Consider the following 12,573-nt stretch of genomic DNA (forward strand, 5'->3'; position numbering starts at 1 on the left):
CCGTCGTGGCCGGTCGCGCCCGGGGCGGAGCCGCACATCGATACAGTCCCGCGCCCCCTGAGCGGTGCTGCCGGCAACGGAGTTGAGGAGGAGCTCTCATGCTCGATCACGTCATCAAGGGGGCGACCGTCGTCGACGGGACCGGTGTGCCCGCCTTCACGGCCGACGTCGGCATCCGGGACGGGCGGATCGCCGTCGTCGGCACGGTCACCGAGGAGGCCCGGACGTCCGAGGACGCCGCCGGCCTCGTCCTCGCGCCCGGCTTCGTCGATCCGCACACCCACTACGACGCCCAGCTGTTCTGGGATCCGTACGCCACCCCGTCCCTGAACCACGGGGTGACCACGGTCGCGGCCGGGAACTGCGGCTTCACCCTCGCGCCGCTGCACCCGGACCGCCCCGAGGACGCCGACTACACCCGCCGCATGATGTCCAAGGTGGAGGGCATGTCGCTGGTCGCCCTCGAGGAGGGCGCGCCCTGGAACTGGAACGGCTTCGGGGAGTACCTGGACGCCCTGGAGGGGCGGATCGCCGTCAACGCCGGCTTCATGGTGGGGCACTGCGCGCTGCGGCGGTACGTGATGGGCCCGGACGCGGTGGGCGGGCAGCCCGACGAGGCGCAGCTGGCGGAGATCGTCCGGCTGCTGCACGACGCCATGGACGCCGGCGCCTGGGGATTCTCCACCACGCAGTCCTCGACCCACTCCGACGGAGACGGACAGCCGGTCGCCTCCCGGCACGCCCGGCCCGCGGAGCTGCTGGCGATGTCCCGGGCGGTGGGCGAGCACGAGGGCACGCAGATCGAGGCGATCGTGGCGGGCTGCCTCGACCAGTTCAGCGACGCCGAGATCGATCTGTTCGCGGAGATGAGCGCAGCCGCCGGACGCCCCCTGAACTGGAACGTCCTCACCGTCGACGCGGCCGTGCCGGAACGGGTGCCCCGGCAGCTCATGGCGAGCGAACGCGCGCGCAAGGCCGGCGGCAGGGTGGTGGCGCTGACCATGCCGATCCTCACGCCGATGAACATGTCGCTGGGCACCTTCTGCGCGCTGAACCTGATCCCCGGGTGGGGCCCGGTCCTCGCCCTGCCGGTCCCGCAGCGCATCGAGCGGCTGCGCGACCCGGCCGTCCGGGCGGAGATGCTGCGGCGGGCGGACTCGAAGGAGGCGGGCGTCTTCCGGCGGCTGACCGACTTCGGGCGGTACGTCATCGGCGACACCTACAGCGCGGCCAACGCGGGCCTCACCGGCCGGGTGGTACGGGACATCGCCGCCGAACGCGGCCTGGACCCCTTCGCCTGCCTGGTCGAGATCTGCGCCGCCGACGGACTGCGCACCGTCCTGTGGCCGATGCCCACGGACAACGACCCCGACTCGTGGGCCCTGCGGGCGGAGGTCTGGAACCACGAGGACGTCCTGCTCGGCGGGTCCGACGCGGGCGCCCACCTGGACCGCATGTGCGGCGCGCCCTACACCACCCGCTTCCTCGGCGACTGCCTGCGCGGCCGGAAGCTGGCCGGCCTGGAGCAGGCGGTGAAGATGCTGACGGACGACCCGGCGAGGCTGTTCGGGCTGCGGGAGCGGGGCCGGATCCAGGAGGGCTTCCATGCCGACCTCGTCCTGTTCGACCCGGAGCGGATCGACGCGGGCAAGGCCACCCTGGTGCACGACCTGCCGGGTGACGGTCCGCGGCTGGACTCCAAGGCCGTCGGGGTGCGCGCGGTGTGGGTGAACGGCGTCGCCGCCATCCGCGACGACGTGGTGACGGGCGCCGTGCCGGGACGGGTGCTGCGCTCGGGGCGGGACACCAGGACGGTGAGCACCAGGTGAACGACGCTCAGCGGCCGGTCGCCGGTGACGCGCAGCGGCTGTTCCTCGGCGGGGACTGGGTGGAGCCCGACGGCGGACACTACGACGTCGTCGACCCGGCGACCGAGAGGACCGTCGGCCGGGCGCCGGAGGCTTCGCCGGATCAGATGCGCGAGGCCTGCGCGGCGGCCCGCGACGCCCTCGGCCCGTGGTCGCGCACCCCGCCGGAGGAGCGGGCGGCCGTGCTGGCCCGGGCGGCCGACCTCATCCGGGGCCGGCTCGTGCCGTACGCGGAACTCGCGCAGGCGGAGACCGGCGCCACCACCGCGACCGCGCGCGCGATGCAGGTCGGGGTGGCCGCGGCCCGCTTCCGCCGGTACGCGCGCGTGGAGCCCGCCGAGTGGCCGATCGCACCGCAGGTCAACGAGGCCGGGCCGATGGGGAAGGCGGGCGTCATGGGCGCGCTGGCCGTGCGCCAGCCGGTCGGCGTCGTCGCCTGCGTCACCTCGTACAACAACCCGTGGGCGAATCCCGCGGGCAAGGTCGCGCCCGCTCTCGCCATGGGCAACACGGTGGTGGTGAAACCCGCCCCGCAGGACCCCCTGTCCGTCTACCGGATGGCGGAGGCGCTCCAGGAGGCGGGCGTCCCGCGCGGCGTCGTCAACGTCCTGTCCGGACGCGCGGTCGCGGTCGGCGAGACGGCGGTGTCCTCGCCGGACGTCGACATGGTGAGCTTCACCGGCTCGACGGCCGTCGGACAGCGCATCGCCGAGGCGTGCGGCCGGGACATGCGGCGTCAGCTGATGGAACTGGGCGGGAAGGGCGCCGCGGTCGTCCTCGACGACGCGGACCTCGCGTCGGCGGTGGCCGGCATCGGCACCACCTTCTCCTTCTACAGCGGCCAGATCTGCACGGCCCCCACACGGGTGCTGGCGCAGCGCGGGGTGTACGACCGGCTGGTGGAGCAACTCACGATGTACGCACGCCGGTTGAAGGTCGGCGATCCGAGGGAGCCGGACACGGTGGTCGGCCCGGTGATCTCGGCGGCGCACCGGGACCGGGTGGAGTCGTACGTCGAACTGGCGCGCAAGGAGGGCGCGGTGGTCGTCACCGGCGGCGAACGCCCGCCTTCGGAACGCGGGTTCTACGTCGCCCCGACCGTCCTCGCCGACTGCACCAACGACATGCGGGCGGTGCGGGAGGAGATCTTCGGCCCCGTCGTGGCGGTCGTGCCGTTCGACGACGAGGAGGAGGGCGTCGCCCTCGCCAACGACAGCGACTACGGCCTCATCGACTACGTCTGGTCGGCGGACGTGGCCCGCGCCTTCCGCGTGGCCCGCCGGCTGCGGGCGGGCGGCGTCGGCGTCAACACCGTCGGCCGCAACATGGAGGCCCCGTTCGGCGGGTTCAAGAAGAGCGGGGTGGGCCGCGACGTCGGCTCGTACGCGCTGCACGCCTACAGCGAGGTGCAGGCCATCGTCTGGCCGGGCTGAGCCCCCGGCCCGCCGGACAGGTGCGGGCCGGGGCCTGTCTGCGCGCGTAACCGAGCTGGAGGCAAAGGGAGTTGAGAATCCCCCTGTGGGGTTCGATGATGTACGAACAAGGCATCGAATGCCGACGGGGACTGCCGGTTTCCGGCAGTGCATCAGGTGGCGCACGGGGGTGAAGATCCTCGCAGCGACCGCCACATCACGGAGGAACACACTCATGCGACAGCATCGCGTTGCCCTGCTCGTCACCGCCACCGCCCTGGGCCCGGCCCTGCTCTTCGCCTCCCCGGCGTTCGCCACCGGCGGCGCGGCGACCGCGACCGCGGCGACGGCGACGACGGCGACCGCGGCGACGGCGACCGACACGCCCGTGGACGAGATGTCGCTGGACGACCTCCGCGTCGCGGTCGCACGCATCCTCGGGGACAAGACCTCCGGCAAGGCCGTCGTACGCGAGGCCAACAAGGCGCTGGACGCCGGCACGGCGGACGCCCTGCGCGCGTTCCTGAAGACCGGGTTCCGTCTCGCGCAGGCCGAGGACGACCGGGTCGCCGTCTTCCGCATCCTGGGGGACAAGACCTCCGGCAAGGCGGTGGTCCGGGAGGCCAACAAGGCGCTGGACGCCGGTACCCCGGAGGCGCTGCGCACGTTCCTGGAGACTGGGTTCCGTCTCGCGCGGGCGGAGGACGACCGGGTCGCGATCGCGCGCATCCTCGGCGACAAGACCTCCGGCAAGGCGGTGGTCCGGGAGGCCAACAAGGCGCTGGACGCGAATACCCCGGAAGCGCTGCGCACGTTCCTGGAGACCGGGTTCCGTCTCGCGCGGGCGGAGGACGACCGGGTCGCCGTCGCGCGCATCCTGGCCGACCCGAAGATCAGCAAGGCCCTGCGCGCCGCGGCCCAGAAGGCCATCAACGGCACGCCGGAGGAACTGCGCTACTTCCTGGAGGTCGGCCAGTACGAGGCCACGGCCAAGCGCTGACGTCCGAGCCCGCGCCCGCCCGAGGCTCCCTGGGCCTCGGGCGCGCACGGCGCTGTGGGCTCGCAGCGGTAATGCCGACCAGTCGGTATGGACAGGTGCCGTGTCGCCCGGTACAGATGGGGATCGCACCCGCACTCCCGGGGTCACCACCCCGCGACGACGCCGTCGACCGAGCCGCACGCAGCGAAAGGCCCGCCCATGCGCATCGCCGTCACGATCTTCCTCACCGACGAGACGATCACGCCCGTCCGCCTCGCCCGTGAACTGGAGCAGCGCGGGTTCGCCGGGCTCTACCTGCCCGAGCACACGCACATCCCCGTCGAGCGCACCACCCCCTACCCCGCCGGCGGCGACCTGCCCCGCGAGTACGGCCGCACCCTCGATCCCTTCGTCGCGCTCGGGCAGGCGGCGGCGGTGACGGAGAGGCTGGGCCTGGGCACCGGCATCACGCTCGTCGCCCAGCACGATCCGATCGACCTGGCCAAGCAGATCGCCACCGTCGACCACCTCTCCGGCGGCCGGTTCACCCTGGGCCTCGGCTACGGCTGGAACGTCGAGGAGGCCGCCGACCACGGGGTGCAGTGGCGGACGCGGCGCGAGCTGGTCCGGGACCGGATGCGGCTGATGCAGGCGCTGTGGGCGGACGAGCCGACGGCGTACGAGGGCGAGTACGGGAGCGTGCGGGCCAGCTCGGCGTATCCCAAGCCCGTGCAGAAGCCGCGCGGCCCGGTCGCCGGACCGCGCACGCTCGTCGGCGGGGCCGCCGGGCCGAAGCTGTTCTCGCACATCTGCGAGTACGCCGACGGCTGGCTGCCGATCGGCGGCCGCGGCCTGTCCGAGTCGCTGCCCGTCCTGCGGGCGGCCTGGGCCGACGCCGGCCGCGAGCCGTCCGCACTCCAGGTCGTGCCGTACGCCGTCCACCCGTCCCCGGGCAAGCTCGCCCACTACGCGGAGCTCGGCATCGACGAGGTCGTCGTCCAGCTCCCGCCCGCCGGCGAGGCGGAGGTGCTCGGCCTCCTCGACGGGTACAGCACGTACCTCGCCGACGCCAGTGGCACCGCGCAATGACCTCGCGCGAGGGACGGGCCGGGCGACCCGTCGGCTCTGATCAGCCCGAACGTATGCTCAAAGGATGACGACTCCCGAGAGCTCCGGTACCGGCCCCGGCCCGATTCCTGGCACGCACCCCGGCCCCACCGAGAACTCCCTGCGTCGCGCCCTCAAACGCGCCCGGGACGGTGTCGCCCTCGACGTCGGTGAGGCGGCCGTCCTGCTCCAGGCGCGCGGCGAGGCCCTCGAGGACCTCGCCGCGTCGGCCGCCCGGGTGCGGGACGCCGGCCTGGAGGCGGCCGGCCGGCCCGGGGTCATCACGTACTCGAAGAGCGTCTTCATCCCGCTGACCCGGCTGTGCCGGGACAAGTGCCACTACTGCACGTTCGTCACCGTCCCGGGCAAGCTCCGCCGCGCCGGGCACGGCATGTTCATGTCCCCGGACGAGGTGCTCGACATCGCCCGCAAGGGCGCGGCCCTCGGCTGCAAGGAAGCCCTCATCACCCTCGGCGACAAGCCGGAGGAGCGGTGGCCCGAGGCCCGGGAATGGCTCGACGCGCACGGCTACGACGACACCATCGCCTACGTGCGCGCCGTCTCCATCCGCATCCTCGAGGAGACCGGGCTGCTCCCGCACCTCAACCCGGGCGTCATGTCCTGGACCGACTTCCAGCGGCTCAAGCCCGTCGCGCCCTCCATGGGCATGATGCTGGAGACCACCGCCACCCGGCTGTGGTCCGAGCCCGGCGGGCCGCACCACGGCTCCCCGGACAAGGAACCGGCGGTCCGGCTGCGCGTGCTGGAGGACGCGGGCCGTTCCTCCGTCCCCTTCACGTCCGGGATCCTGATCGGCATCGGGGAGACGTACGAGGAGCGGGCCGAGTCGCTGTTCGCGCTGCGCAAGGTCTCCCGCGCCTACCACGGCATCCAGGAACTGATCATCCAGAACTTCCGCGCCAAGCCGGACACCGCGATGCGCGGCATGCCGGACGCCGAACTCGACGAGCTGGTCGCCACGGTGGCCGTGGCCCGGCACATCATGGGCCCGTCCGCCTGCCTCCAGGCCCCGCCCAACCTCGTCGACAGCGAGTACGGGCGGCTGATCGGCGCGGGCATCGACGACTGGGGCGGGGTCTCGCCGCTCACCATCGACCATGTCAACCCGGAGCGGCCCTGGCCGCAGATCGAGGAGCTGGCCGCGAAGTCCGCGGCGGCCGGCTTCACGCTGCGCGAACGCCTCTGTGCCTACCCGGAGTTCGTGCGGCGCGGCGAGCCCTGGCTGGATCCGCGGCTGCTTCCGCACGTGCGCGCGCTGGCCGACCCGGAGACCGGGCTCGCCCTGCCGGACGCCGTCGTCGAAGGACACCCGTGGCAGGAGCCGGAGGAGGTGTTCGTGTCGTCCGGGCGTACGGACCTGCACGCCTCGATCGACACCGAGGGCCGCACCTCCGACCGCCGCGACGACTTCGACGAGGTGTACGGCGACTGGGGCGCGCTGCGCGAGGCCGCCGCCCCCGGCATGGCGCCCGAGCGCATCGACACCGACGTGCGCGAGGCCCTGCGCACCGCCGCCGACGACCCGGAGAAGCTCACCGACGCCGAGGCGCTCGCCCTGCTGCACGCGGACGGCCCGGCCCTGGACGCCGTCTGCCGCATCGCGGACGACGTCCGCCGCTCAGCGGTCGGCGACGACGTCACCTACATCGTCACGCGGAACATCAACTTCACCAACGTCTGCTACACCGGCTGCCGTTTCTGCGCGTTCGCGCAGCGCCGCACCGACGCCGACGCGTACACGCTCTCCCTCGACCAGGTCGCGGACCGCGCCCAGCAGGCCTGGGAGCTGGGCGCGGTGGAGGTCTGCATGCAGGGCGGCATCCACCCGGACCTGCCCGGCACGGCGTACTTCGACATCGCGAAGGCGGTCAAGTCCCGCGTCCCCGGCATGCATGTGCACGCCTTCTCGCCGATGGAGGTGGTCAACGGCGCGACCCGCACCGGTCTTTCGGTCCGCGAGTGGCTGACGGCGGCGAAGGAGGCGGGCCTCGACTCGATCCCCGGCACGGCGGCGGAGATCCTCGACGACGAGGTCCGCTGGATCCTGACCAAGGGCAAGCTGCCGGCGGCGACCTGGATCGACGTCGTCACCACGGCCCACGAGCTCGGCATCCGGTCGTCCTCGACGATGATGTACGGCCATGTCGACCAGCCCCGGCACTGGCTGGGACATCTGCGGACCCTCGCCGGCATCCAGCAACGGACCGGCGGGTTCACGGAGTTCGTCACACTGCCGTTCATCCACACCAACGCGCCGGTGTACCTGGCGGGCATCTCCCGTCCCGGCCCGACCATGCGGGACAACCGGGCGGTCACGGCGATGGCCCGGCTGCTTCTGCACCCGCACATCCCCAACATCCAGACCAGCTGGGTGAAGCTGGGCACGGAGGGCGCGGCCGAGATGCTGCGCTCGGGGGCGAACGACCTGGGCGGCACGCTGATGGAGGAGACGATCTCGCGGATGGCGGGCTCGTCCTACGGCTCGTACAAGGCCGTCAAGGACCTGATCGCCGTCGCCGGGGCGGCGGGCCGTCCGGCGAAGCCGCGCACGACGCTGTACGGCGAGGTGTCCGAGGAGCGGCAGCGGGCCGCGGCGGCGTCGGACGGGCATCTGCCGGAACTGCTCCCGGTGCTGGACTGAGGACAGTCCTGGGGCATCCCCACAGTACGATGATCGGACCCCTCGTGGCCGAGGGGTCCCGTAGCTGAGGAGATGCGTGCCCGTGCCTGCCCGACGGCTTCCCTCCTGGGCCTGGGTCACCGGCCTGACCGCCGGTGCGATCGCCGCGGTCGTCGTGCTGACGGCGCAGGCCGAGAACGGCCCGCACCCGAAGGCGCCGGCGGCGAGGAAGCCGCACGCCTCGGCGTCCGCGACCGCGAGACCGCAGGCCTCGCCGAAGCCGTCCGCCTCGTCACAGGCGGCCGGGGCGCCCGCGAAGTCGGGCACGGGCCGCAGGGTCGTCTACTCCCTGGCGCAGCACCGCGTCTGGCTGGTCGACGCCGACGACACCGCCCGGCGCAGCTTCACGGTCTGGCCCGGCACGGTGAATCCGGCCGTCGGCAGCTACACGGTGTCGCTCCGCAAGGACGCCCTCAAGGGATCCGACGGCGTGCAGATCGAGCACGTCATGTACTTCACTGTCGCCTCGGGCGTCAACATCGCCTTCTCCAACGCCGTCGACGGCTCCTCCCCGCCCCCGGCCGCCGCCGGCGCGCAGACCGGCGGCATCCGGATGGCCAAGGCGGACGGGACGGCGCTGTGGGCGTTCGGCGAGACGGGGACGAAGGTCAGGGTCGTCGAGTAGAACGGGTCCCCGGAGCCCCCGGCCGCCCGCGGTGGCGCTCCCGCCCGGACGCACTCGTGCGCGGTCGACCGCCGGCGGTCCACCACCCCACCGAGTCTGCGCCACCCCTTCACCCGTCGGCCGGCGCACCGGCCGGAATCCGCGCGGCGTTCGATTACAGTGACGGACGTCGTACACACGGACGGTGGCCGGGAGGGCTTGGTGGCTGCGACTGCCGGTCCCGTCTGGGGCCGCACCGAACAGCAGGACTTCCGCAGCAGGGTGCGCGGCACGCTGCTGGGCGCGGCCGTCGGCGACGCGCTGGGCGCGCCCGTCGACGGGCTGGATCTCGAGGAGATCCGGCAGGGACACGGGCCCGAGGGCGTGGTCGACCTGGCGCCCGCCCACGGGCGGCGCGGCGCGGTCACCCACCTCACCCAGCTGACCCTGTTCACGGTGGACGGTCTGATCCGCGCCCATGTGCGGCGGGACACCGGCGCCTGGCACCCGCCGACGGATCTGCACCGGGCGTATCTGCGGTGGGCGGCCACCCAGCGCGACTGGGGCCCAGACCTGCGGCGCAAGGACGACGGCTGGCTCGCCCGCGAGGAGTGGCTGTACGCCCGCCGGGACCCGACCCGCACCCTGCTGCTCGGCCTGGGCGACGACGTGATGGGCACCCTCGAATCACCCAAGAGCCCCGGCGCGGCCGGTCCGGAGGTCGTCCCCCGCTCGGTGCCGATCGGGCTGCTCGTCGGCTGGGAGCCGCAGCTCGTCGCGCAGCTCGCCGTCGAGTGCGCGGCCCAGACCCACGGTCACCCCACGGCGTATCTGGCGGCGGGCGCGTACGCCGTCACCGTGCACGCGCTGGCGCGCGGCGAGAGCCTGGACGGCGCGGTGCGACTGGCGCTCGCGCTGCTGGCGGCGCGGCCGGGACACGAGCCGGTGTCCCAGGCGCTGCACGGCGCGCTGGGCGCCGTGCGGGAGGGGCCGCCGGAGCCGGCGCGGGTGGAGGAGCTGGCGCGGGCGGGGACCGCGGACGCGGTGCTGTCGGGCGCCGTCTACTGCGCGCTGGTCGCCGAGGACGTCCGGCACGGGCTGCGGCTCGCCGTGAACCACGGCGCCCCCTCGGGCCCGACCGCGGCCCTCGCCGGCGGTCTGCTCGGCGCCCTGCACGGCGAGACGGCCCTCCCGCCGGCCTGGCTGGCCGAGCTGGAGGGCCGTCCCACGATCCTGGAACTCGCCGACGACTTCGCCATGGAGATGACCCAGGGACCCGCCCTGCACGGCCCCTCCGGGGCTTCGCCGGGATGGCTGGCGAGGTATCCGAGGGGCCTGCCGAGTTGAGGCGGGGCCACACCCCGGCCGGCAGGCGCCGGCTGCTCAGACTCCTCCGGAGGGGGCGCTCCCGGACGGGCTGATGAGCTTGCCGTCCACCGTGTCCCGCGGTTCCGGCGCCGCCGCCGCTCCCGCCGAGCCCCCGTCCCCGTCGGTGTTGATGGTCTCGATGACGGCGAGGCGCTCCGGGGTGTCCTCGGGCTTGACGAACCCGATGACGACGTAGAGGACCAGCGACACGGCCAGCGGGATCGACACCTGGTACTGGAGCGGCACGCCGCCGTCGACGTTCCAGTTGATCGGGTAGTTGACCAGCCAGAAGGCCAGCAGACCCATCGACCAGCTGCCCAGCGCCGCCGTGGGACCGGAACGGCGGAAGGGGCGGAGCAGACCCAGCATCATCGGGATCGCCATCGGGCCCATCAGGCCGGCGACCCATTTGATGACGACGGTGATGATGTCCTTGAAGGCGGGGGAGTTGACCTGCGTGGCCGCCGCCATGGACAGACCGAGGAACACGACGGTCGTCACGCGCGCCGCGATCAGTCCCGAGCGCTGGTTCCACTCCCTTGCCCTGGCCCAGATCACGGGCGCGCAGTCCCGGGTGAAGACCGCGGCGATGGCGTTGGCGTCGGAGGAGCACATCGCCATCGTGTGGGAGAAGAAGCCGACGATGACGAGGCCCAGCAGGCCGTGCGGCAGCAGCTGTTCGGTCATCAGGGCGTAGGAGTCGGAGCCGTCCGGCTTGTTCGACGTCACCAGCAGCGGGGACATCCACATCGGGAAGAACAGCACCAGCGGCCAGACCAGCCACAGCACCGCCGACAGCCGGGCGGAGCGCTCGGCCTCCTTCGGGCCGGAGGTGGCCATGTACCGCTGGGCCTGGTTCAGCATGCCGCCGTTGTACTCGAAGAGCTTGATGAAGAGGAACGCGAGCAGGAACACCGTGCCGTACTGGGCGACGAGCGGTTTGTCGTGGCCCTGGAGCGCCGGCTGGTCCCAGGCGTCCAGGAACCCGATGCCCTTGTCGTTCAGCTTCAGCACGACGGCCACGAACATCGCGACGCCGGCCAGCAACTGGATGACGAACTGGCCGAGTTCGGTCAGCGCGTCCGCCCACAGGCCGCCGATGGTGCAGTAGACGGCGGTGATCGCGCCCGTGATGAGGATGCCCTGGTTGAGGGAGATGCCGGTGAAGACGGACAACAGGGTCGCGATGGCGGCCCACTTGGCGCCCACGTCCACGATCTTCAGCAGCATCCCGGACCAGGCGAGCGCCTGCTGGGTCTTCAGGTCGTAACGGTTCTTCAGGTACTCCAGCGGGGAAGCCACATGGAGCCGCGACCGCAGCCGGTTGATGCGCGGCGCGAACAGCTTCGAGCCGATCGCGATGCCGAGGGCGATGGGGAAGGACCAGGTGACGAAGGAGGTGACGCCGTAGGTGTAGGCGATGCCCGCGTACCCGGTGAACATCACCGCGCTGTAGCCCGACATGTGGTGCGAGATGCCCGACAGCCACCAGGGCATCCTGCCGCCGGCGGTGAAGAAGTCGCTCACGTCGTCGACGCGTTTGTGCGACCAGACGCCGATCGCGATCATCACGCCGAAATAGCCGATGAGCACGGCCCAGTCGAGACCGTTCATGTGCGCCCTCCCAGGGATCAGCCCGGCGCTCATCGTGGGCGCTCACGCGTGGACACGGCAAGTAACCGCGAGGTCAAGGAGAGGTAAAAGAATTCGGTATGATGACTTGCGTTCACCCATGTGAACTCAATGCATCAGCTCCCCGGCGTTGACCAGCAACGACTGTCCGGTGATGGCCCGCGCCCGGTCCGACGCCAGGAACACCGCCGCATTCGCCACATCCCCGTCCGTGGCGAGCTCGGGCAACGCCATCCGTCCCGTGAGCCTCCCCAGCACCTCCTCCTCGGGCGTCCCCTCGGTCTGCGCGGTGAACCGCACGTACGCCTGCACCGGCGGCCCCCACATCCACCCCGGCAGCACCGTGTTGACCCGGATCCGGTGCGGCCCGAGCTCCCGTGCGAGCGAGTACATCGCGCTCGTCAGCGCCCCCTTGGAAGCTGCGTACGCCGCCTGCCGCACCTGCGAGGGCGCCGCCACGGCCGACTGCGTCCCGATGAACACGACCGACCCGCCCCGCTCCTTCAGCGCCGGCAGGCAGGCCCGCGTCATCCGCAGCGTGCCCAGCAGATTGACGTCCAGCACCGCCTGCCACGTCGTGAAGTCGGCGTCCTCGACCCCTCCGAAGTAGGAGTCCCAGGCCGCCACGTGAACCACCGCGTCGATCCCGCCGAACCGCTCCCGCGCCAGACCGGCCAGCGCCTCGCAACTCCGCTCGTCGGTGATGTCGGCGGCCCGGTACGCGGTGCGCGCCCCCGCCGGGTCGATCTCGGCCGCGCTCTTCGCGAGGTTCGCCTCGGTCCGCGCCCCGAGCACGGCGTTGCCGCCGTCCCGCACGACCGCGGCGGCGACCTGGTGACCGAGTCCGGCGCCGACCCCCGACACGACGACCGTCCTGCCCTCCAGCGATGACATAGGTCCTC

Annotated in this window: 9 protein-coding genes; 7 read left to right on the top strand and 2 right to left on the bottom strand. The window is 72.6% G+C overall.

What is annotated here, in order from left to right:
• The first annotated feature begins 98 nt into the window (after nt 1–98).
• The 7 genes from ACH4ZA_RS07380 to ACH4ZA_RS07410 all read left to right on the top strand — a co-directional run bounded on the left by ACH4ZA_RS07380 (nt 99) and on the right by ACH4ZA_RS07410 (nt 10,018).
• Entirely contained in the window at nt 99–1,829 is a 1,731-nt protein-coding gene (locus ACH4ZA_RS07380) for a D-aminoacylase (protein WP_319276103.1), read from the top strand.
• Nucleotides 1,826–3,301 carry an aldehyde dehydrogenase family protein gene (locus ACH4ZA_RS07385; protein ID WP_398428416.1) on the top strand — a complete coding sequence of 492 codons (1,476 nt, stop codon included), beginning with the start codon at nt 1,826–1,828 and terminating at the stop codon, nt 3,299–3,301. The genes ACH4ZA_RS07380 and ACH4ZA_RS07385 overlap by 4 nt, the downstream gene beginning before the upstream one ends.
• 214 nt (nt 3,302–3,515) lie before the next feature.
• Complete coding sequence (locus ACH4ZA_RS07390) at nt 3,516–4,280, top strand: ALF repeat-containing protein (protein WP_398428418.1); 765 nt, start codon at nt 3,516–3,518, stop codon at nt 4,278–4,280.
• A gap of 198 nt (nt 4,281–4,478) precedes the next feature.
• A complete protein-coding gene (locus ACH4ZA_RS07395) occupies nt 4,479–5,348 on the top strand; it encodes an LLM class F420-dependent oxidoreductase (RefSeq protein ID WP_319276106.1) in 870 nt (289 codons plus the stop codon).
• A 64-nt stretch (nt 5,349–5,412) separates the two neighbouring features.
• Nucleotides 5,413–8,028: a bifunctional FO biosynthesis protein CofGH gene (locus tag ACH4ZA_RS07400; protein WP_319276107.1), complete on the top strand. Its 2,616-nt coding sequence runs from the start codon at nt 5,413–5,415 to the stop codon at nt 8,026–8,028.
• Nucleotides 8,029–8,104: 76 nt separating this feature from the next.
• Complete coding sequence (locus ACH4ZA_RS07405; RefSeq protein ID WP_319276108.1) at nt 8,105–8,692, top strand: hypothetical protein; 588 nt, start codon at nt 8,105–8,107, stop codon at nt 8,690–8,692.
• Between the two features lie 201 nt (nt 8,693–8,893).
• Nucleotides 8,894–10,018, top strand: coding sequence for an ADP-ribosylglycohydrolase family protein (locus ACH4ZA_RS07410; RefSeq protein WP_319276109.1), 1,125 nt, complete (start codon nt 8,894–8,896; stop codon nt 10,016–10,018).
• Between the two features lie 36 nt (nt 10,019–10,054).
• On the opposite strand, the gene ACH4ZA_RS07415 is transcribed toward ACH4ZA_RS07410, so the two are convergent.
• Together ACH4ZA_RS07415 and ACH4ZA_RS07420 are read right to left on the bottom strand one after the other, a co-directional pair.
• Entirely contained in the window at nt 10,055–11,653 is a 1,599-nt protein-coding gene (locus tag ACH4ZA_RS07415; protein WP_319276110.1) for a sodium:solute symporter family protein, read from the bottom strand.
• A 126-nt stretch (nt 11,654–11,779) separates the two neighbouring features.
• Entirely contained in the window at nt 11,780–12,565 is a 786-nt protein-coding gene (locus ACH4ZA_RS07420) for an SDR family oxidoreductase (RefSeq protein WP_319276111.1), read from the bottom strand.
• Nucleotides 12,566–12,573: the final 8 nt, after the last annotated feature.

This window comes from Streptomyces sp. NPDC020597 (genome assembly GCF_044335095.1).
GTDB lineage: Bacteria > Actinomycetota > Actinomycetes > Streptomycetales > Streptomycetaceae > Streptomyces.